Source organism: Calidifontibacillus oryziterrae, from assembly GCF_000331575.1.
GTDB lineage: Bacteria > Bacillota > Bacilli > Bacillales > Bacillaceae_J > Calidifontibacillus_A > Calidifontibacillus_A oryziterrae.
In genome coordinates this window covers 456,391-478,029 of the sequence record NZ_ANOK01000003.1, presented here as the reverse complement: position 1 = coordinate 478,029, position 21,639 = coordinate 456,391, and the positions used below count along the sequence as shown (strand labels likewise).

The 21,639-nt window shown below is 36.1% G+C and carries 17 protein-coding genes and 2 pseudogenes; 7 read left to right on the top strand and 12 right to left on the bottom strand.

Features of this window, described 5'->3' with window-relative positions; genetic code table 11:
* Nucleotides 1-160: 160 nt before the first annotated feature.
* Entirely contained in the window at nucleotides 161-1,153 is a 993-nt protein-coding gene (locus tag D612_RS0102410; protein WP_017753886.1) for an MBL fold metallo-hydrolase, read from the bottom strand.
* Nucleotides 1,154-1,498: 345 nt separating this feature from the next.
* Nucleotides 1,499-2,467: an NAD-dependent epimerase gene (locus D612_RS0102405; RefSeq protein WP_407637444.1), complete on the bottom strand. Its 969-nt coding sequence runs from the start codon at nucleotides 2,465-2,467 to the stop codon at nucleotides 1,499-1,501.
* 305 nt (nucleotides 2,468-2,772) lie between these two features.
* On the opposite strand from D612_RS0102405, the pseudogene D612_RS0102400 reads away from it, so the two are divergent.
* Nucleotides 2,773-3,861 (top strand): annotated as a pseudogene (locus D612_RS0102400) (CotS family spore coat protein); the annotation flags it as partial.
* A 401-nt stretch (nucleotides 3,862-4,262) separates the two neighbouring features.
* Nucleotides 4,263-5,390: pseudogene (locus D612_RS0102395) on the top strand (glycosyltransferase family 4 protein); the annotation flags it as partial.
* Between the two features lie 100 nt (nucleotides 5,391-5,490).
* On the opposite strand, the gene thrC reads toward D612_RS0102395, so the two are convergent.
* The 3 genes from thrC to D612_RS0102380 all read right to left on the bottom strand — a co-directional run bounded on the left by thrC (nucleotide 5,491) and on the right by D612_RS0102380 (nucleotide 8,072).
* A complete protein-coding gene (gene thrC, locus D612_RS0102390) occupies nucleotides 5,491-6,891 on the bottom strand; it encodes a threonine synthase (protein WP_017753882.1) in 1,401 nt (466 codons plus the stop codon).
* A 163-nt stretch (nucleotides 6,892-7,054) separates the two neighbouring features.
* Nucleotides 7,055-7,363 carry an AzlD domain-containing protein gene (locus D612_RS0102385; protein ID WP_017753881.1) on the bottom strand — a complete coding sequence of 103 codons (309 nt, stop codon included), beginning with the start codon at nucleotides 7,361-7,363 and terminating at the stop codon, nucleotides 7,055-7,057.
* Nucleotides 7,353-8,072: an AzlC family ABC transporter permease gene (locus tag D612_RS0102380; protein WP_017753880.1), complete on the bottom strand. Its 720-nt coding sequence runs from the start codon at nucleotides 8,070-8,072 to the stop codon at nucleotides 7,353-7,355. The genes D612_RS0102385 and D612_RS0102380 overlap by 11 nt, the downstream gene beginning before the upstream one ends.
* 246 nt (nucleotides 8,073-8,318) lie before the next feature.
* On the opposite strand from D612_RS0102380, the gene D612_RS0102375 reads away from it, so the two are divergent.
* Nucleotides 8,319-8,990: a YczE/YyaS/YitT family protein gene (locus D612_RS0102375; RefSeq protein ID WP_017753879.1), complete on the top strand. Its 672-nt coding sequence runs from the start codon at nucleotides 8,319-8,321 to the stop codon at nucleotides 8,988-8,990.
* 108 nt (nucleotides 8,991-9,098) lie between these two features.
* Here D612_RS0102375 and selA read toward each other — a convergent pair whose 3' ends face one another.
* On the bottom strand, nucleotides 9,099-10,526 hold the full coding sequence (gene selA, locus D612_RS0102370; RefSeq protein ID WP_017753878.1) for an L-seryl-tRNA(Sec) selenium transferase: 1,428 nt from the start codon (nucleotides 10,524-10,526) through the stop codon (nucleotides 9,099-9,101).
* A 137-nt stretch (nucleotides 10,527-10,663) separates the two neighbouring features.
* On the opposite strand from selA, the gene D612_RS0102365 reads away from it, so the two are divergent.
* The gene (locus D612_RS0102365) at nucleotides 10,664-11,083 is read left to right on the top strand and encodes an Hsp20/alpha crystallin family protein (protein WP_017753877.1); all 420 of its coding nucleotides are present in this window, start codon (nucleotides 10,664-10,666) and stop codon (nucleotides 11,081-11,083) included.
* 57 nt (nucleotides 11,084-11,140) lie between these two features.
* On the opposite strand, the gene D612_RS0102360 is transcribed toward D612_RS0102365, so the two are convergent.
* Nucleotides 11,141-11,377: an Rdx family protein gene (locus D612_RS0102360; RefSeq protein WP_407637441.1), complete on the bottom strand. Its 237-nt coding sequence runs from the start codon at nucleotides 11,375-11,377 to the stop codon at nucleotides 11,141-11,143.
* Nucleotides 11,378-11,564: 187 nt separating this feature from the next.
* On the opposite strand from D612_RS0102360, the gene selD reads away from it, so the two are divergent.
* The gene (gene selD, locus D612_RS0102355; protein WP_407637443.1) at nucleotides 11,565-12,596 is read left to right on the top strand and encodes a selenide, water dikinase SelD; all 1,032 of its coding nucleotides are present in this window, start codon (nucleotides 11,565-11,567) and stop codon (nucleotides 12,594-12,596) included.
* A gap of 105 nt (nucleotides 12,597-12,701) precedes the next feature.
* Here the strand turns inward: selD and D612_RS0102350 are convergent, their stop codons facing one another.
* The 3 genes from D612_RS0102350 to selB are packed head-to-tail and all read right to left on the bottom strand — an operon-like array spanning nucleotide 12,702 to nucleotide 16,559.
* Nucleotides 12,702-13,592, bottom strand: coding sequence for a selenium metabolism-associated LysR family transcriptional regulator (locus tag D612_RS0102350; protein ID WP_017753874.1), 891 nt, complete (start codon nucleotides 13,590-13,592; stop codon nucleotides 12,702-12,704).
* Between the two features lie 16 nt (nucleotides 13,593-13,608).
* Nucleotides 13,609-14,664, bottom strand: a complete 1,056-nt coding sequence (locus D612_RS0102345; RefSeq protein WP_017753873.1) for a glycosyltransferase — start codon at nucleotides 14,662-14,664, stop codon at nucleotides 13,609-13,611.
* A 5-nt stretch (nucleotides 14,665-14,669) separates the two neighbouring features.
* Entirely contained in the window at nucleotides 14,670-16,559 is a 1,890-nt protein-coding gene (gene selB, locus D612_RS0102340) for a selenocysteine-specific translation elongation factor (RefSeq protein WP_017753872.1), read from the bottom strand.
* A 572-nt stretch (nucleotides 16,560-17,131) separates the two neighbouring features.
* Here selB and D612_RS17710 point away from each other — a divergent pair.
* On the top strand, nucleotides 17,132-17,959 hold the full coding sequence (locus tag D612_RS17710; RefSeq protein ID WP_017753871.1) for a GDSL-type esterase/lipase family protein: 828 nt from the start codon (nucleotides 17,132-17,134) through the stop codon (nucleotides 17,957-17,959).
* Nucleotides 17,960-18,110: 151 nt separating this feature from the next.
* Here D612_RS17710 and D612_RS0102330 read toward each other — a convergent pair whose 3' ends face one another.
* Complete coding sequence (locus tag D612_RS0102330; RefSeq protein ID WP_017753870.1) at nucleotides 18,111-19,220, bottom strand: HD-GYP domain-containing protein; 1,110 nt, start codon at nucleotides 19,218-19,220, stop codon at nucleotides 18,111-18,113.
* Between the two features lie 405 nt (nucleotides 19,221-19,625).
* Between D612_RS0102330 and D612_RS0102325 the strand changes: the two genes are divergently transcribed.
* Nucleotides 19,626-20,552, top strand: coding sequence for a sulfite exporter TauE/SafE family protein (locus tag D612_RS0102325; RefSeq protein WP_017753869.1), 927 nt, complete (start codon nucleotides 19,626-19,628; stop codon nucleotides 20,550-20,552).
* Between the two features lie 83 nt (nucleotides 20,553-20,635).
* On the opposite strand, the gene D612_RS0102320 is transcribed toward D612_RS0102325, so the two are convergent.
* Nucleotides 20,636-21,634 (bottom strand): inorganic phosphate transporter, encoded by a 999-nt coding sequence (locus tag D612_RS0102320; protein WP_017753868.1) that lies wholly within the window; start codon nucleotides 21,632-21,634, stop codon nucleotides 20,636-20,638.
* Nucleotides 21,635-21,639: the final 5 nt, after the last annotated feature.

The following is a 21,639-nucleotide window of genomic DNA, read 5'->3' as shown; positions in this document are numbered from 1 at the left end:
TCTAGTGCAACTGTTACAAGGAAATCATATCTCAATTATCATTTAAAAAAATTGATCAAGATCATTTTTTTAACCAATAAAAAAACCCTTTAGGAAAATATGACCCAAAATTGGTTCAACTACCCTAAAAGGCACGCCTGTTTATATTACCTATTTTCTGTTAAAGAAAATAGAAATAATTATTATCAGCCTGTATTTTTTTTATTTCATTCGCATGAACAAGATATTCCAAATGGGATAATGTTTCTGCAAAAGCAAAGCGGTGTTGGACCGCTTCTTTTAATGGCCCAAATAATTCTTTTGAAATTTCCCATGCTGAAACACCTATATCAGTACTTACTAATTTATTCTTTAAGATACTTTTTACATTTTCTAAACGATCACCATGATGATCAATGATTTCATCCACTCTTTTCCCTAAATCAGTAATGATTTGTCTATGTCCCGGTAGTGTTATGTCTGCGGGTAAATCTCTAATTTTTCTCAACGAAGATAGAAAATCGCTTAAAGGATTTTCAACAGAATTTACATGAAAAGAAATATTAGGTGTGATTTTTGGTAAAACAAGGTCATTTGCAAGAAAAATACGTTCCTTTTCACTCCATAATGTCATTAATCCTTCTGTGTGCCCCGGCGACCAAATCGTTTGAAAACGGTACTTACCTAGTTGTATTTCATCACCATCTGATACTAGGGTAATTTCGTTAGGATGTGGTGAAACAGCTGCATATCTGCTTATATGCTCATCCTTAATATCTAATGCAATATCATTAGGAATTCCATATTGGAGAAAAAACTGCTCTATTTGGGTTGGAAAAGATTTGTCATGCCAAGTTCTGTCTAAATACTTTTTCTCTTTATCAAATATTAAGACTGGTGCTCCGGTTAGTTCTTGAAGCCAACCTGAACCACCATAATGATCCGGATGATAATGAGTGACTATAATTTGAGATACGTCGTTGTACCCTATATTTAATTCCTTAAAAACGTTATGCCAAGCAATTTCACTTTCTTTATCATGAAACCCGCAATCAACTATACTCCAACCCTCACTGCCTTTAAACAAATAAATATTTATCGCTTTTAGCGGAACAGGAATACGTAATGATACTCTAAATATTTGAGGGTATATTTCTTCGATTAAATTATTCATTTTCAATTCTCCTATTGTTTTATTAGTTTTTATCACTACTTTAAATTTAATTAGTACAATTGGGTTTATAAAACTTGCTACTCCCTTCTCTCATGTTTGTAGTTACAGCATTTGTATGTAGTTACAGTTTTTGTATGTAGTTATAGCGCTTTTTCATAAAATACTTTTAATTAAATGTTATTCTAAAGGGTAAAAATTTTAATTTCAAGTTTTATTCACTATTTTCTGAATTTTGCGTCTTTAGATGCATAGCAAAAAACCAAGGATATAACCATTAAGTTCCTTGGCTAAGTAAGCTACTAAATATTTGCTTGCTACTTTAGACTTTTGGATATTCAACACATCCTACTTACGATGATAATATTTGTTGTACCAGTCTACAAACCGTTTAATACCGTCCTCTACTGATACTTGAGGATGGTACTTTATATCCTTTTCTAGCTCGCTAATGTCAGCATATGTTTCAACAACATCACCAGGCTGCATTGGTAACAGTTTTTTAATAGCCTTTTTCCCTAAATATTTTTCAAGAGTGTGAACAAACACCTGCAATGAAACAGGGTTATTATTTCCGATGTTATAGATTTTATAAGGAATAACAGAGGTAGTATATGGTCCCTTCTCCATCAACCGCACAATTGATTCAACGACATCATCAATATAAGTAAAATCCCGCTTCATATTTCCGTGATTGTAAATTTCGATTGGTTGTTCGTTTACGATCGCTTTTGTAAAAGAAAATAGAGCCATATCCGGTCTCCCCCATGGTCCGTATACAGTAAAAAACCGCATTCCAGTTACAGGTATTTTATATAAATTACTATACGTATACGCCATTAACTCATTTGCCCTTTTTGTTGCAGCATAAATACTAATCGGCTGATCCACGCGGTCGGTAACTGAAAATGGAACTTTACGATTATTTCCATAAACAGAGCTAGATGATGCATATAAAAGATGATGGCTGCTCCATTTCTTACAGCATTCTAAAATATTTGTAAAACCTACTATATTTGCTTGTATATAATGGTGAGGATTTTCAATACTATATCTAACACCAGCTTGAGCTGCTAAATGAACTATCGTTTCAAATTTATACTGTTCAAATAAGCTTTCTAAAAGTTCTAGATTTTCAATTGATCCTTTTACAAACGTAAAATTCGCGTGTGTTTTCAATATCGATAATCGATCAATTTTAAGTTGACGATCATAATACTCATTAAGGTTGTCAATTCCAAGAACATAAAATCCTTCCGCTAACAACCGCTTCGATAAATGAAAGCCGATAAAACCAGCGCAGCCGGTTACAAATATATGTTTATTTGGTTGGTTCTCTATTAGACTCCCCCCTTACGCCTTTTCAAGTAAAAGAATTCCTTATATTTCTATGAAACTAAGAAATGCTTTGTATAAGAGATTTGCTTATATTTGAAAAATTTTTAATAAAAAATGGATCCATAGTCCTGTCAAAAAATAGTACAAGCATACTAAAAATAGTCATTTATATTATGGAGCTTCTAATGAGGTTGTCTATACACAATCCTTTATTTTTCATAGCTTAATAAAAAGTACTGATAAATCTATTAGGATTCCATCATAAACTGGATAGGGGGAGAAGTGTGGAAGAGAAATTAATTGGACCATGGCTGGAGGAAGAACTTCAAAACTCAAATGGCAATGAGTTTTATATTCCAACTTACATTGATCAGTATGCACAAGAAGTCTTGAAGCATTATAGCTTCTCTGTTAAAAGTATGAATGTCATTACAACAAAATCTGATAAAGGCGGTTGTATTTGGAAGCTCGAAACAAACTCTGGACCAAAAAGCTTAAAGCTTTTGCATCGGCGCCCAACGAGAAGCTTGTTTAGCTTAGGTGCTCAAGAATATTTAGTTACTGTTCAAAGAGCAAATGTCCCACCAATTATAAAAACAAAAGATGGTGCAAACTATGTAGTAGCAGGTGGGAAATGTTGGTTCGTTGCAGAGTGGATTGAACCTTTAGTACCTGTTACGAAAGATATAGAGGGTGCAAAGCATCTTTGTTATGCTCTTGGAGAATTTCACCGTTTAAGTAAAGGTTATGTCCCACCGAATCAAGCTGAAACACCTTCGCGCTTATACAAATGGCCAAGAAGCTACAAAAAAGCAATTGATAAAATGGACTGGTTTCGTAATATCGCAAAAGCCTACGGGGAGATGCCTGCAAGCGCAACACTGTTAGAGGTAGTTGATCAATTTGAAGTCCAAGCTCGAAGCGGTTTAGCAGCATTAAATCAATCTAGCTATTATGACTTAACAACACTAGGAAATGAAGCGTGGGGATTAGTTCATCAAGACTATGGCTGGTCAAACGGACAGATGGGCGAAAACGGTATGTGGATCATCGACCTTGATGGTGTTGCGTATGACATTCCAATACGTGATTTAAGAAAACTCATTACAGGTACGATGGCAGATTTATACATGTGGGATGAAACATGGGTAAGAGAAATGATTAAAGCGTACCATGAAGCAAACCCAATCTCACAAGAGGTATTTGAGATCTTATTGATCGATTTGGCCATGCCAAACGAATTTTACAAACACATTAAAGAAGTTGTCTATGAACCAGAATTGTTTTTAACTAATGAAACAGCAATGTTAATTAAAACCATTGTCGATACAGATCAATCAAAATGGCCAGTACTTGAGGAACTGAAAAAGGATATCGGTCAATATGATCGATTAAATATCGAACAAATTCAGTCCGGTCTAGTTCCAGTAAAAATTGATTGGACTGTTAATGAGTCAATGACTAATTTTGAAAAAATACATGGGTATGGTAACGAAGATAACTTTGACCTTGCTCAAGTAGATGAAAAGAAAAAAGATAAGAAAAAGAAAAGGAAAAAAGACAAGACGAAGAAAAGGAAAAAAGATAAGTTCGAAAAGATAGAAGTCAAAAAGGATAAGAGTAAAGTAGATAAAAAGGGAAAAAGGAAAAAGGCTAAGTATGAAGATACTGAAGTCCAAAAGGAAATAACTATACTAGATAATCATGAAAACATTGAAATCAAAAAGAAGAAAAAACGGAAAGAGAAAAAGAAAAAGGAGGGGAAAAAGAAGAAATGAAAGTATTAATGATTTGTACTGAGAAACTTCCAGTACCTCCTGTACTTGGTGGAGCAATCCAGACATATATCACTGGTATACTTCCATATTTAAGTAAAGCTCATCGTATTACAGTTCTAGGTGTTGATGATCCATCACTTTCTAGCGATGAAATAGTTGATGGTGTCCATTATGTACGCATACCTGGTAAAGTGTTTGACATTTATGAAAAAGGGGTTAGTAACTACCTTCAAACCAATCAATTTGACTTAATTCATATATTTAATCGCCCCCGCTTAGTCCTTCCCGTACGAAAAGCAGCTCCATACGCAAAAATAACCTTAAGTATGCATAACGATATGTTTAATCATGAAAAAATTAAGCCTGCAGAGGCTCAATCTGCATTAAAAGAGGTTTCAAGCATTGTAACAGTAAGTAATTACGTAGGAAACGTCATTAAAGGACTTTACCCGGAAGCCGCTAGCAAGCTTCATACAATTTATTCCGGAGTTGATATTAATCGTTTTTTACCCGGGGATCATCCCGATATGAAAAAAATCCGTGAAAAAATACGACGTGAACATGGAATCGAGAATAAAACAGTTCTTCTTTATGCCGGCAGACTATCAAGTAGTAAAGGAGTCGATCGGCTTATAAGGGCAATACCAGAGCTTGAAAAAAAGCACAAAAATCTTGCACTAGTAATCGTTGGCAGTAAATGGTTCAGCCAAAACGGTATGACTGATTATGTAGCCTATGTTAAAGCTTTGGCTAAAAAGCTTCCAATACCTGTTGTATCAACGGGATTTGTAGCTGCCGATGAAATCCAGAATTGGTTTTCAGTAGCCGACCTGTTTATATGTACATCTGTATGGCAAGAACCGCTCGCTCGTGTGCATTATGAAGCAATGGCTGCTGGTCTTCCTATTGTAACAACAGCAAGAGGTGGAAATCCTGAAGTGATTATTCCGCGTGAAAACGGTCTGATCGTCGAGGATCCAGACGATCCAACAAATTTCTCTAGAGTGATATCAGAAATTTTAGCAGATAAAACATTAATGAAAAAAATGAGTGTGAGAAGTAGAGAACTTGCGGTTTCTCGATATAGATGGACTCGTGTCGCTACTGAGTTATTAACTGTTTGGGGCAAATAGCCACAAATAGTTAAAGTCGACAAGTACAAAATGAACTTGTCGACTTTCATAATAATCAAAGTAGTTTACTCTACATTCTTATTTTTTCATTTCACTCCGCAGTAGTAAAATGCTTTTCCAACCTACGAGCAATCTCAGCATTGTCCGCTTCAACGACTTCAAGGAATTGAGGTTTTGAAAACAGTTGTTGAATTTGTTCAGGATAAGTCTGTTCAATCTCACAACGCTCAATTGCTTCATTAAATTTTGCTGGATGAGCTGTAGCAAGTGTGACACAAACTTCGCTAGCATCATTACATTGTTCATATGCTGCAACACCACAAGACGTATGAGGATCAAGTAAATAATTTGTTTTTGCATGATATTTCCTGATTGTATCAAGGCATTCTTCACCATGTACTCCATGTGCTGCAAAATCTGCTTGTACTTGACGAAGCTGCTCCTTGCTCACAACAATTTTACCTTCTGACTTAAATTGCTCCATTACTGTAGTTACAGCATCAGAATTTTCATCAAGTAAGTAGTACAAATATCGCTCAAAGTTGCTAGCTACTTGAATGTCCATTGAAGGACTATATGTGCTACGGAATTCACCTGGCTTGTATACGCCTTCGTTGATAAAACGTTCTAAAATATTGTTCTCGTTTGTTGCAACAATAAGTTTTCCTACAGGTAGGCCCATTCTTTTCGCTAAATAACCGGCAAAAATGTCGCCAAAATTTCCAGTTGGTACACTAAAGTTAATGCTCTTTATCTTTTTATTTTTTGAAACTTGAAAATACGCATAAAAATAATAAACTGTTTGTGCTAAAATACGAGCAAAGTTAATGGAATTAATCGCTCGCAAATGATATTTGTCTTTGAATTCGAGATCTGCAAAAATTTCTTTTATTATTCTCTGGCCATCATCAAATGTGCCTTTTATTGCTAAATTTAAAACAGTTGGGTCATTAACAGTCGTCATTTGCAGCTCTTGAACTTTACTTACTTTGCCATGAGGATGCAAAATACAAATTCGAATACCTTCTTTACCTCTTACTCCTTCAATCGCTGATGCTCCTGTATCCCCTGAAGTAGCCCCAAGAATATTGATTGTAACCCCTGTTTTCTTAGCAATGTATGAATACAAATTTCCCAAAAATTGCAGTGCCACATCCTTAAAAGCGAATGTTGGGCCATGGAATAATTCAAGTATATACATGTTGTCCTTCACCTTAACAACAGGAGTAACCTCAGAATGACGGAAGGTTCCATAGCTTTTTTCAATAAGCTCCTTTAGTTCTATTTCTGAAATTTCACCATCAACATAATAAGAAATAATCTCGTATGCTAATTCCTGATATGACAATTGCGACATTGCCTGAAGCTCGTCAGCCGTAATTTGCGGTATTTTATCTGGAACTAAAAGTCCGCCGTCCGTTGCCAGGCCCATTAAAACCGCATCAATAAAACCAATTTCATTCACTTTTCCGCGTGTACTTATATATTTCATAATAGCCTCCAAGAAAAAAATAATATAATATAACGTTACCAAGAATTAGCCGGGAGTCAATAAGAAATTCAAAAGATTTAGTCATCTTTTTTCATTTAATCAAAAATTTGTCGGTTTTTTTAGTATTCAAAATAAAATTTAAAACGATGCAAGTCTAAAAGGTTTAATACAAAAAAAGCTCTACAATAAATACAGCCAGGCATGAAAAAATAGAAACCTTAAACAGGCTGCCGCCCATATATGCTAATACGATCGCAACGAGAAATCCGAGCAGCGCTGACAACTGAGAGGCGGTAGCATCCAATATTGCCGGAAAAATCATCACTGCTAACGTAACATATGGTACATAAAATAAAAATGATTTTATAAAAGTATTTTTAATTTCTTTTCTTATAAGGGTCAATGGTAGCACTCTAATAAGATAAGTCACCACCGCCATCATAACTATGTATAATATAACATCAGCCTTCATGATATTCGACCCCTTTCACAGGGAATAAAGCTGCAGCAACCCCGGCAATGACAATTGTTAACACGATAATTTTCACACCCGAAGAAATCGAGTGAAGAACAGGAAGCTTCGTAAGCAACAGGCTTGCCAACATCGAAACAATAATAATACTCGAAAGGAGCTTATTCCCTTTTGCAGGTGGAATAATTACAGCTAACAACATTCCGTACAAAGCAATACTCAATGCGCTGATCATCCTTGGTGGCAAAAGTCCACCTGAAACGACTCCCAAAAAAGTTCCCATTGCCCAACCTGGCATTGCAACTCCTACTGCCCCATATATATAAAATGGATTTAACTTACCTTTTACTGTCATCGAGACACCAAATATTTCATCTGTAATTCCATATGCCATCAACATTCTATGTAAAATTGATGTATTAGGATCAATTTTTTGCGATAAAGCAAAAGACATAAGTAGGTATCTTGAATTTATAATAAGTTGTGTTACAGCTATTTCTACAATAGTTGCCGCGGCAGCTATCAACGTTAGACCGGCAAATTGACCTGCAGACGTTAAATTGGTTGCAGACATAAAGATAGCCTCAAACGGATTTAAACCCGCTTGTTTCGCAATAATTCCAAACGTAAAAGAAACAGCCAAATATCCAAGCGCAATTGGAATTCCATCTTTTGCTCCTCTTCTCCAAGCCTTAAAATTTTCATTCATTTATGTGTCCCTCCGAAGCTTTAAATCTACCAAATTGCTCTGATTTTATCATATAGTTTGATTATTTGTAATAAAAGATGACGAATTATTTATTATCCTGCCAAAATAAATTTAGCATGTACAAATAAAAAACGTACTCTGTCGAGTATGCTTGATAGCTATTCAGATTTATAGTCATAATATCCGAAGTACCAAAAATCTGAAGTAATGATATAATTTATAAGATAGAGAGGGGTAAGTAAATTTATGATGAAGCATTATTATATCCGTTTCCTGCGCTTAATAATTGGACTTTTCCTATATGCGCTTGGAATCGTTGTTACGATGAATGCCCATATTGGATACGCTCCGTGGGATGTTTTTCACGTTGGTTTAGCTAAAACAACAGGAATGACCATCGGAACAGCTTCAATTATTACTGGCATAATTATAGGAATAGTAACCGTATGGTTGGGTGAAAAAGTCGGAATTGGTACGATTTTAAATATGGTGCTTATTGGGGTATTCTTAGATATACTTATCAGTTTACAAATCATCCCAATTGCACGCGATTTCGTATTTGGAATTATTGTGATGATTGTAGGGTTGTTTATTATTGCTTTGGCCTCTTATTTTTACATTGGATCTGCATTTGGAGCAGGACCAAGGGACAGTTTGATGGTTGCACTTACTCGCAAAACGGGCTTACCAATAGGTGTCTGCCGTGGAACAATTGAACTTTTAGCGGTTTTTGTCGGATGGTGGCTTGGGGGAATGGTTGGTATCGGAACTATTATATCTGCGTTTGTAATCGGATTTTGTGTTCAAATAACTTTTAAGTTGCTTAAGTTTGATGCAACAAAAGTTAGACACGAAACAATAGATGTGACCTATAAACTACTTTTTAGCAATAAAGTAGAGGTGCCTAGAAATGAGTAATCGACAAGTGCTGACACTTGTCGATTACGTATCAAGGTAATGTTGTACTTTCTGTAATTAGATAACTATCTCCTATAAATCATTTGATAATTATAGTTTTCGGTCATTCTATTTTTCACTTTCAATATTAATAGCCTGAAACCCCGCCACTAATAGTGATAGTTCATCATCCGTAATCGTACGGAAATCTAATAATATTTTTCCATCTCTTTGGCGTGTTATAATGCTTGGGGTGGATAGTCGTAGTTTAGTTGCTAGCTCATCACTAGTCATAGAAATGTGAGAAACAGATGCAACATATGTTGGTAGTTCTTCTCCTGGCATTGTTCCGCCACCAATTTGGGAAAAGTCATTTTCAAGCGCGCAAGTATAACTAGTAGTTGCTTCAGTTAACTTGTCTTGGAATTTTTCTGCCCGCGTAAATATCGCCTCTTCTGTTTGCAAAATGTCGCGTAGAGTTGGAATATCTTTAAGCGCATGTTCTCCTAATAAATAAGACTTTAATGTTGCTTCAAGTGCTGCAAATGTCATTTTGTCTACACGAAGAACACGGGCAAGCTGGTGCTTTTTCAGCTTCGCAATTAATTCCTTCTTTCCGGCAATGATACCAGCTTGCGGCCCACCTAATAGCTTATCTCCGCTAAAGGAAACGATATGTGCTCCTTGTGATAGCACATCCCTCACCACCGGCTCATTCCCTATCCCATGTGCTCGGAAGTCATATAACGCTCCGCTACCTAAGTCCTCATAGAAAATGACATTCTCATGCTGATTTGCAAGCTCAATTAATTGTTTGCTATTAACACTTTCTGTAAACCCGACCACTTTAAAATTACTCGTATGAACTTTCATAACAATCGCGGTTTCTTCTGAGATTGCCTCTTCATAATCATATAAATGTGTTTTATTTGTTGTCCCAACCTCAATTAGCTTCGCTCCGCTTTCTGCCATAATCGCAGAAATCCGAAACGAGCCGCCGATTTCAATAAGCTCACCACGAGACACAATGACTTCATGATCTTTCGCTAACGCCCGCAAAATTAAATAGACTGCAGCAGCATTATTATTCACAACCATTGCGGCCTCAGCTCCTGTTACTCGACGAATGAGGTCTTCGATTATATCATGCCGTGAACCTCGTTTCCCTTCGCTAATTTTATATTCCAGATTGGAATAATTTCTAGCAACGTTAACAACATGCTCAATTTGTTTTTCACCTAATCGAGCACGTCCTAAGTTTGTATGTATGATTGTTCCTGTTGCATTAATGATTGTTTTTAAATAATACTGTGATAGCTGGCTAACAGCAGCTTCTACCCTTACAAAGATCAAATTCGATAAATATTCCTTATTAATCTGATTACAATTCGTTTCAAGTTGCTGCTGCAAAATCTCCGCTCTAATACTTTCAAGCTGTTCTTGTAAAATCGCGGTTAGGCGCTCAAAACTGACATTATATTTTTGTAATAGCTCTGTGAAGCTAGCGGATTTTTGTAGCTCATGAACAGGTGGTAAATAGCGTAAATACTGCTTCATCTTATAGGTCCTCCATTCATACAATTCACACATATTATATCATGTTATCCGTTTTATCAATAACTATGATAGTAGCCTAGACATTTTCTCGCATATATGAATACTTTTATATTGAAAAAGCATAAGGAGGCAAGACGATGAATAACGAAAAAAAATCTTTACCTTCTTCAAACAACATTCACGATATATTTAATCATTTTTTTGAGAATCCATTCCCTTCCTTTTTCTATCAATCTTTCCGTGTCGATATATATGATGTAGGATCAAAAATTGTGGTTGAAGCTGAGCTACCAGGATTTGAACAAAATCAAATAAAAATAGAAGCGATTCATGAAGGATTGAAAATAATTGCTGAAGATAAACGTGAACTGGAAACGATTGATGAGTCGATAAAATATTTCAAAAAGGAAAGGAATGTTCATCGTGTTGAGCGAATCATTTCCTTACCTTACGAAGTATCTACTGCAAACACAAAAGCTCATTATAAAAATGGAATACTAGAAATCCACATTCCAAAAGACTCACGCAAAAAACAACGTTATATTAACATTGAGTAGTTTGTTTAATTTTTTATAAAAATAGAAAGGTGCCAGTAGGCACCGCTTTTTGATTATTTATATTTTTTCAATTTCAGAAATCATTTGATCAGTATTAGGAAATTCGCCTGTATCAAGCTTGGAATAGATCTTTTCACCATTCACTGTTAGTTCAAATGCACCACCGGAGCTCGGAATCAATTCAATTGACGTAATATTTGTGCGAAAGTGATTCAATAGTTGTTCTGCGAAACTCGCAGCCTTTGGAGCGTAATTTCACTGCATGCAAAATTCTACTGTAAGTTTATAAGCCATTAAAACTCCTCCTCAAAATTAAAAATGATTCGTAAATTTAATGTGCTATTATTTTAATATAAGTATAACTTAACATCAAAATTTTTACTTATAATTCATTTTGATAGAGAAAGTGTACAAGGATATACTATACTATATGTTGGAGGTGACAAGTGTGAGCGAACAAGAAAAAATCCGCCTAACCGCGATGTCCACAAAAGCTGGCTGAGGCTGTAAAATTGGCCCTGCCGAATTGTCGCAAGTTTTGCGACTATTACCAGAACGTGAACATGATCCAAACCTATTAGTTGGTTTAGATACATCAGATGATGCCGGAATATACCGTGTATCTGACGAATTAGCACTTATTCAAACGCTAGATTATTTCACCCCGATAGTTGACGATCCTTATATGTTTGGTCAAATCGCTGCTGCCAACGCGCTAAGTGATGTGTATGCAATGGGAGGGGTACCAAAAACAGTCCTTAATATTGTTGGCTTCCCTATCAAAAAACTTGGCGCTGACATGCTCGCAGACATTTTAAAAGGTGCTGCTGATAAAGTTAAGGAAGCAGGGGCTTTAATTGTAGGTGGTCACTCGATCGATGATCAAGAGCCTAAATTCGGGATGGCAGTTACAGGTTATGTTCACCCTAAAAAATTTTATCGGAATATCGGTGCAAAGCCGAAAGACGCACTAGTACTGACAAAACCAATTGGTGTCGGAATTATTACAACTGGGATAAAACGGGGGGTTGTAACCGAAGCACAGGAACAGAAGGTTATTGAAACAATGGCCACATTAAACAAAACTGCTGCAGAATGCTTGGATGGCTTCCAAGTTCATGCAGTCACAGATGTAACCGGTTTTGGTCTATTAGGGCATGCCTGTGAAATGGCAAAAGGAAGCAACGTGAGTTTCACTATTTACAAAAATGCTGTCCCTGTTCTTGTTGGTACATACGAACTTGCTGAACAAGGGGTTTTGCCTGGGGGTTCAAAAGCAAATCATGAATGGGTGAAGGATGACGTCAGCTATGATGCTTCGATACCTCAACATATCCAATATTCGTTATGTGACGCAATTACTTCAGGAGGTCTCTTAGTGAGTATGCCCAAAGAGGAAGCAATTTCGTATGTACGAAGATTACACGAAAATGGAATTAGTGACGCCTGCATGATAGGTGAAGTTCATGAGTTTGATGGCGTTTCAATAAAAGTGAAAGATAGTGACGCTTAAAATTTAGACTTTAGATGTACTTTTTCTTCAAGGTAAAAGAAGGCTCTAGGGCTTAGCCAGAGCCTTCTTCTTTGTAATTCAACATTTGTATAAAATACATTATTATCAACTGAATTCTTTAACATGCTTTTGAATAAAGCTTAGAAATGCAGATACTAATGGATGATTTTTATTTTCTTCTAAGCAGGAAAAATAGAACTTCCGTTCGACGTTAAAGTCATGACATTTGATAATTTTAATTCGTCCATACCTTTCAGCTTTTTCAGCTGCGAATGAAGATATGACAGAAACACCTAACCCTGCTTCTACAGCGGCAATAACTGCTTCTGTACTGCCTAGCTCCGCGATTACATTAATACTATCATACGCATAACCGAGCTTTTTGATTGTTTTTTCAAAAGAAGCTCTAGTATCCGAATTTACTTCCCGTAAAATCCATTCTTCAACAAATAAGTCTTGAAAAGGGATTGGATCCCCAGCAATAAATTCAACAGGTGCGATAACGCTTAAGTGTTCACTTAAAATAGGGACCGAATATAAAATTTGATTAGCAGCTGGTTCTCCAGTGATAACAAAATCAACCGAGCGATTTTTCAGCCATTCGACAACATCCTTGCTCCCAGAAATTTTCATGCTAAAGTCCACATCCGGATAGATTGCTTTAAATGCTTTAATAATCTTAGGCAAAATATATTCAGATGGAATCGTGCTCGCGCCTAATACAAGTTTTCCTACTGGTTGACCGCCCAATATTTGCCCTTCTAGCTCATCCCAGAGCTTAAGTATTTCTTTCACTTTTGCAAAAATGATCTCACCCTGTGGAGTAAGCTGAACACCGTCCGTCGTCCGTTTGACTAACTTTGTTTTAAAGTGCTCCTCAAGTGCTTGAATTCTTAATGAAATTGCTGGCTGGGAAACAGCCAGCTGCTTTGCTGCCTCTTGAAAGCTTTTTACTTGAACAACCTTTTCAAAGGCTTTGAGATGATTTAAATTCATACTAATTCCCCACTTACTATTCTTTTTCCTTCACGAAGCCCTTCCGATCCTCCAGACAATTGCTGTAAACTGTAATATACGAGTTTATTTCTTCTTCAAAGCTGTGATATTGTTGAACATATTGCTTTGCTTGTGTGATTAACTTATGCTTTAGTTCATGATCATGTTGCACCGCATTGAATTTTTCCAAAAATTCACTTCCATCTTGAAAAAGAAAACCATTTTTACCATCGTCAACAATACTGGCATTCCCCGGATTTTGTCGTGCAAAAACTAAACATCCAAAGTGCATTGCCTCAAGGATAGCTGAAGATTGTCCCTCTGAAATGGATGTATTGAGGACGATATCGGCCCACTCATAAAAACTGGGCATTCCCTCAATTGGTATATTTTCAAAAAATGTGATCCAGTCATATTCCAACATATATTGTTGTAGCACCTTATATACATCCGCTTCAAGTGCCATTCCGACGATGACCAACTGAAGCCTTTCATAGATTGATTTCAATGAAATAATTTCATCCATTAAGTAGAAAATATCCTTCACTTTTCTAAGACCTGATGGTAATAAAATAGTTGGGTTCCCATTTATTAAGATATTTTTTTGATGAGAAATTCCTTTCTTAGGAAACCAAACACTTTGGTTAATAACTTCAATTTTTAATTGTATGCTTTCATAGGCAGCGATTAATTTTTGTTTCGCATCATCTGTGAAAACCGTAATTGCGTTTGCGTTTTCCAACAGATGTTGCATCTCAAGTCTATCACGTTTATTAAATAAATTCTCGTTCACATCCGTACCACCGCTTGTAAGGATATAAGGATTTTTCAACTCGTAGCCTGATTGTTTTTGCCACTTTGCAAATCGGTAAAAATGAATAATGTGAATAAGGTCTGCCTTTTCTGTCTGCACTTTCGCTTCCTCATCCCACTTATCCTCCTCATAAGAAAAGATTGCAACCTTATAACCTTTTCTCTGTAAACCATTATAAATTCTTTTTGCTGTTGTCGAATTACCTCTATTCCCATGTAAATAAGGTGTGTATAGCATAATCCGAGGTGTCTGCTGCAACAATATTACACCCACTTCCGCTTGTCTTCTATTCTCCTCGTTAGCTTTAACGTATCAAATAGTTCTAATAGTGGAATTAAATATTTTCTTGTTAATCCAAGAATATCTTTTGCATCTTTAACAGTAAATTCCCCTTCAGTTTTTGATTTTAATAAGTCTGCGGCCTTATGAACAACTTTTAACGAAATAACATGATTGTCATCTAAGGCAACTACTTGTTTTGTTAGTAATAAATAATACTTTAATTCTTCCGTATACTCATGAGGAATTCCAGAATTCTTACTGTATTGTTCAAACGGTTGAACCTCAATTGCATCTCTTTCTATCGAAACAACAATCCCTTCCATACGCTTGCTCCACTTTTCAGGGTAATGCGGCGTGAAACTTGCTAAGTGCAAATATTGTTCCTTTTTATGTAAGAAGCCGTCAGTCAGTAATTTATCAATTGCATACTCAATAAAGCGCTTCGGATAAAACTCTTCAAATAAATGAACAATCTCTGTTTTATTAAATCCTAATCTTAGCGGGTATTCACTATGATATTCGTTTAGTTTTTCGGAGAGCTTATCCTTCAAATAATCAAAATCAGCAAGTAACGCAAATTCATCTCGTCCAAGTTCAAAAATTGTTATCCCGAGCTGGTCTGTTATAATGTCATGAAGCTCGTCCTTATCCATTGATGATAATGTGATCATATCTGTAAATGTCATCACTTTTTTCTGTTTTAATAATGAAATAACTCGATCCTCAGGTGTGCCTTCTCTTTTCTGTTGGAGCATTTCAATTGTCTTTTCACCGAAACGATAGCGGCTCCCTTTCGGATCAATCACCCAACCACCACCTATCGTCTCTACTGGGGTTGGTCGTCGCAAAATGAAACGATCCCCTCGTTTTGACACGATCGGTTCATCTAAACGAAGCTGACAAACTATCTCATTTTCTTCATTGAGCACTTCATTGCGGTCAAAGAAAATGATCTTTCCCATAACTTCAGTTGTGCCGATATGTAGCTTAATCGGTGCTCGTTGTTTTATTGGTGCGAGCATATGCTGTACAAATTTAGCAGTAATATCAATCATATCGGTCACGATAAAGTGTTCGGAAGAAACTAGCACGTCACCTCTAGTGACTTCATGCTTTGATATTCCCCCTAAGTTCAAAGCTGCTCTTTGCCCGGCCTTTGCTGCATCTGTTTGCTTGTGATGGACTTGAATTTGCCTTACTTTAACAGGAATTCCTTGGGGTAACACAAGTAATGTATTTCCTTTTTCAACAAAGCCTTCATACACAGTCCCACGAACGACAGTGCCTTGACCTTGCACAGTAAACACTTGATCAATTGGCAAACGGAATGCACCACGGGAGTCTCTTAATTCCTGATGCTGAAGTTCAAACTTTATTTGTCGTTTCAGCTCATCGATACCTTTTCCTGATAAACTATCAACAAAAATGATTGGTGATGAGGCAAACATTGTGCCCTCCAACTGATCTTTAATATCCTCTTGCACAAGCTCTAGCATCTCTTCATCAACACGATCAATTTTACTAATCGCAATGATTCCTTTTTTTATTCCTAAAAAGGATAGTATCTCAACATGCTCCTTCGTTTGCGGCATAACCCCTTCGTCAGCAGCTATGACAAGAACAACTAAATCAATCCCTGCAACACCGGCAATCATTTGCCTAATAAAGCGTTCATGTCCTGGTACATCAATAACTGAAACTTGGAGTTCATCATCTATTTTCAGTGGGGCATACCCTAATTCGATAGAAATATTCCGTTCCTTTTCTTCCTTCAAACGGTCTGTATCAACGTTCGTCAATGCTTTCGTAAGGGACGTCTTACCGTGATCAATATGACCAGCCATTCCTATTGTAAAAAATCGTTCTGTCACCTATTCCACCTGCTTTTTCAATCTCGATATATACTATAATCATACTATAGTACGTACAAAAGTATAAACACATTGCCTATTATTTTATTATAGCATTAGAGTTGATTTCTAAGGACAAAAGCTTTAGGCGCCCTGATTAGCGACGTATAAACTAAGAGCGCATCGACTGAGATAAACAAAACACGTCGAGGGACGAGTCGATGTTAACTTATCGCAAAAGAGATGAGCGAAGTTTACTAGTCGCTGGGCGCTGGAGCTGGACGACTACTCTGTGCTATAGTATTTATCCACAGAATCAAATTTTATAATTTCCTAAACAAAAAAAACTCACCTTCTAAGAAGGTGAGCTAAATATAGAGGAATTGCATTACTGCGAACAACAACCGCTAGGGATTCCGTTGTTCATATTATTATTATCGGCTAATCTGAACAGATTTTTTAACAAAAAATTTAATATTATTTTCCCAGTTATTTAAAGGCTTCGTAAAATTACCACTACTTGTCAGCCTTCTATTTTAAATCTACAATAAATAATAGGCAAACCACTATTTAATTAAGAAGGGACTACTATCATGAAAAACACGATTAAAAAACTTTTTTTTGTTTCATTAGCATTCAATCTACTATTGATTTTTTTTGTTATGAAATCAAATATGAGGGAAGGGGTAAGCGCAAATACACCATTCTATTATAAAAATCAAACATATACGATGAAAACAAGTAACTATGATGTTTTTAAAACAAAACAAGCAAATATCGTAATGCTTGGGGATTCAATTACATACGGAGTGGATTGGCATGAATTATTAGGAAGACAGGATATCGTCAACCGAGGAATTGGCGGTGATGTCACAGAAGGAATGTTAAATCGACTTTATTATGTTTTTAAAGTAAAACCAAAAATTGTATTTTTAATGGGTGGAATTAACGATATCATGTCAGATTACGCAACTCCAGAAAAAATTACAAAAAACCAAAAATTAATCATTGAAAAACTTAAAAAGCAAAATATTAAACCGGTGATCACTTCAACATTATATGTATCTTCATCGTTGAATAATTATAAAAGTATTAATGCTAAAGTCGACAAATTAAACAGTTTGTTAAAGCAGTTGGCCGCCGATCAAGAAATTGATTATATTGACTTAAATAGCAAATTAGCAAATGGTACGTGGATGAATAGCAAATATACAATTGATGGTGTTCATTTATTAGGAAATGCCTACGAAATATGGGGGGCAGAAATTTCAAAGATTCTTGCTAACTCGGAGACTTTATTCCTAGATCAATCTGTAGATGATACTACTAATAGAGAAAATAAAAACAGCAATGAACAACTGAGCTCAACCGAAAACATCACACAAAACCAAAGTGATGAAGGAAGGTACCTTAAGTTTTAAACGTGGGAGTTTATCACTCCCACGCTTTCTTGCTTACTCTAATCGCTCTGTTAAACTTGCTTGTTGAATTTCGTTCCAGCCACTTCGCTTTTAACGGGCTCGCGCCAAGCAAATAAGCTTTAACACAGCCTATATAATAATAAAATTTCCTCTATAACAGCATATCTGCTTCGATAATTTCAAGTGTTAAATTCTCGATTGCAGATAGGTCAAGCTCATATGGATCAATAGATTGGTTATATTCATCTTTAATGATTCGGACTACAGGTCGACCAGCTGCATTAAAATTGTAGTTTGAGACAATTCCGGTTCTACCATCATTAATTTTTACGGTTAATCCCTGTGGATAAATAGCAATACACCCTTTAAACAACTCTACTTGCTTCATTTCAAATTGCGTCCCGGCGCCTGTATAAAGTAATTCCAATCCTTTATGTGGTAGCATCAGCTGCCGATAAACCCTAGCACTTGTCACTGCATCGAACACATCAGCAACACTTAATATTTTTGCATATTTGTGAATTTCCTCGTCTACTAATCCACGTGGGTATCCTAATCCATCTAACCTTTCATGATGCTGTAAAGCACAATGGGCCACCGGCAGTGGGATCTCGTGAATTTTTCTAAGTGTATCAAAGCCTAGATCACAATGCTTCTTTACTTGATCATATTCTTCTTCAGTTAATTTCCCAGGTTTATTTAATATTTCTGAAGGAATATAAAGCTTTCCCAAATCGTGAAGCATCGCACCTAAGCCAATTTCTTCAATATTTTTTAAAGGAAGTCCGTTCTCTATCGCAAGCTGACAGGCATAGATTGATACATTTACACTATGTGAATAAACATAGTTTTCAAGAATTTTTGTTGTTGCTAACAAATTTAAAGCACCTTTGTTCTCCATCAAACAAGTTAAAATATCCCGAAATATTTTTTGAAAGCTACGAATCGCCCGCCCTGATTTTAGCATTCCTTGGATATGCTGTGACTTACTTGAATTTAATTCAGCAATAGTTTGAAATCCTTCTGTAATTGTGTTAATTGCCTCAAACCGTAGCTCCTCTGGAATCGACTCTACAATTTCAATCCCTTCTGATTCTTCATCCTCTATGTAAATAGTCACAACATTATATTTTTTTAGCTTTTCTATCAATGTGTCTGTTAATTCAGTACCCTCGGATAGAAGAACTTTGCCCTGATCATTATAAATTGATTTACCTAAAATCGTGCCTTCTTGGCAACCTTCTAACGCTATAAGTCTCATGTTCTTTCTCCTCTCCGGACTTTCAATATAAGAAACTATTAAAAATAGTAAGATAACTAATCTCAGTATACTGCTAATCTAGTAATTTCGGCAATCTACCTTTATTTGAATAATTAAATGTCTCTCATATACTCAACCATCTTAAAAATGGTAAACGCCTAATAGAACGAAGCGATTTGGAAAAACTGTACTGAACTTTATAATAAGCCCATTATAAGCCCATTTTTAGTAAGGTCAAGAACCCATTATTAGGGGTTTTCATATTCTAGGTTAAAATCCTGATTGTTCCGTTTGGCCTAATAAAGTTCAATTTTGGAGCAACAAAGAAGAACTCTCTTGCTTCATAACTGAAAATAACCTCAAAGGAGGTTTTCTAAATATTTTTTTCAACAAGGAGGGGTACGTTTGAGGAGACTAATCATTCTTGCTTTAATAGGTTTGGTCGCACAATTAGTAGACGGCTCTTTAGGTATGGCATATGGTGTTACTTCCACATCACTTTTACTTATGTTTGGTCTAGCACCAGCTGTAGTCTCGGCATCAGTCCATATGGCAGAAGTTGTAACAACAGCAGCATCTGGCATCGCACACATCCGCTTTGGAAATGTCGATAAACACGTAGTTTATCGTTTAATAATCCCAGGATCAATTGGAGCTTTTCTAGGTGCGTGTTTTTTAGGTAGTATTCCTGGTCATATTATTAAGCCTTATGTATCTTTCTTTCTTTTACTATTAGGCTGTTACGTTCTTTTTCGTTTTATGTTTAGATTTGGTCCTGCAAAAAAAGCAAAAGAAATGAAACTAACTAAAAAGCAATTTGTTCCATTAGGATTTTTAGCAGGATTCTGTGACGCAACTGGTGGCGGCGGTTGGGGGCCTATTGCTACACCTGTACTTTTAACAAGTAACAAAATGGAACCCCGTAAAGCAATTGGTTCTGTTGATACAAGTGAATTTGCAATAGCTGTCGCGTCAACATTAGGATTCATGTTAACACTAGGATGGTCGCAAATCCATATTCAATGGGTGCTTGCTTTAATGATCGGTGGAATAATTGCCGCTCCAATAGCTGCTTGGTTAGTAAAAAGAATCCCTACAACTATATTGGGTACTTTAGTTGGTGGTGTTATTATCATCACAAATATGAGAACAATTTTGGGAGCTTTCAACGCATCACCTTTAACTAGCGTGTTGACGTATTTAGCACTAGTCATACTTTGGCTTGGTGCAATTGCAAAAGTAACCTGGAAGTTTAAAAATAATGAGTTCACTAAAAAGGTCGAAATAACAAGAGAAGCACGGAAATACTTACCCTCAAAAGCAAGAGGATAGGTTAATTCATCATTTAATAAGTTGGTATCCCTTAAGATCTAAAAAAAGACCTCGATGAGGTCAAATTTTTATTTATGTATCCTTTAAAAAATTGAATTTAATATTATGAAAATAATTCCAGCTAATAAAGCTGAGATTGGCAATGTAATAAACCAAGTGACAACCATTCGTTGTGCAGTCCCCCACTTCACACCTTTTAAACGATGAGCAGAGCCGACCCCTAAAATTGATGAAGAAATGACATGCGTTGTACTGACCGGCAAATGAATAAACGTCGCTCCAAAAATGATAGCTGCACCTGTTAAATCGGCTGCAACACCGTTAACCGGCCGGATTTTCATAATTTTACCACCAACAGTTTTGATAATCTTCCAACCACCGATAGATGTCCCAAGACCCATAGCTAAAGCACAAGAGAATTGTACCCAAAAAGGAATTTCGGCTGATTTGACGTAATTGTTTGCAATTAGTGCCATTGTAATGATACCCATTGCTTTTTGCGCATCATTTGTCCCATGTGTATACGATTGCAAAGCGGCGGTAAAAATCTGGAATATGCGAAAATTACGGTTCGTTTTTGTTAAGTTATTATTTTTAAATACTATTTTAAATATACTATATACAACAAATCCAACCGTGAACGCCAAAATTGGTGAGAATATTAAAGCTTGGATAATTTTCAAAAAACCAGTGTAATTAAGAGCAGTAAAACCAGCAGCCGCTATTGCCGCACCTGCAATTGAGCCGATAATGGCATGAGATGAACTCGATGGAATTCCGTAGTACCAAGTAATTAAGTTCCATGCAATTGCAGAAATAAGGGCCGCTAAAATAACTAATGAGCCATTTTGTAATGTAAACGGGTCAACAATATCCTTTGTAATTGTTTTAGCAACACCGGTAAATGTCATCGCACCAACAAAGTTCATTGTAGCTGCTAATAATATCGCATGCCTTGGCTTTAAGGCCTTTGTCGACACGCTTGTAGCAATCGCATTAGCAGTATCATGAAATCCATTAATAAAATCAAACGCTAAGGCTCCGATGACAATTAATACTGTAATCAAAAAAAATCCATCCATAATTG

Excerpts from the sequence above, each read along its gene's own strand:
- selA (WP_017753878.1), bottom strand. The coding sequence starts at position 10,526 with ATGAAGCAGTATTTACGCTATTTACCACCTGTTCATGAGCTACAAAAA.
- D612_RS0102385 (WP_017753881.1), bottom strand. The coding sequence starts at position 7,363 with ATGAAGGCTGATGTTATATTATACATAGTTATGATGGCGGTGGTGACT.
- D612_RS0102380 (WP_017753880.1), bottom strand. The coding sequence starts at position 8,072 with ATGAATGAAAATTTTAAGGCTTGGAGAAGAGGAGCAAAAGATGGAATT.
- thrC (WP_017753882.1), bottom strand. The coding sequence starts at position 6,891 with ATGAAATATATAAGTACACGCGGAAAAGTGAATGAAATTGGTTTTATT.
- D612_RS0102320 (WP_017753868.1), bottom strand. The coding sequence starts at position 21,634 with ATGGATGGATTTTTTTTGATTACAGTATTAATTGTCATCGGAGCCTTA.
- D612_RS0102365 (WP_017753877.1), top strand. The coding sequence starts at position 10,664 with ATGAATAACGAAAAAAAATCTTTACCTTCTTCAAACAACATTCACGAT.
- D612_RS0102330 (WP_017753870.1), bottom strand. The coding sequence starts at position 19,220 with ATGAGACTTATAGCGTTAGAAGGTTGCCAAGAAGGCACGATTTTAGGT.
- D612_RS0102350 (WP_017753874.1), bottom strand. The coding sequence starts at position 13,592 with ATGAATTTAAATCATCTCAAAGCCTTTGAAAAGGTTGTTCAAGTAAAA.
- D612_RS0102410 (WP_017753886.1), bottom strand. The coding sequence starts at position 1,153 with ATGAATAATTTAATCGAAGAAATATACCCTCAAATATTTAGAGTATCA.
- D612_RS0102375 (WP_017753879.1), top strand. The coding sequence starts at position 8,319 with ATGATGAAGCATTATTATATCCGTTTCCTGCGCTTAATAATTGGACTT.
- D612_RS17710 (WP_017753871.1), top strand. The coding sequence starts at position 17,132 with ATGAAAAACACGATTAAAAAACTTTTTTTTGTTTCATTAGCATTCAAT.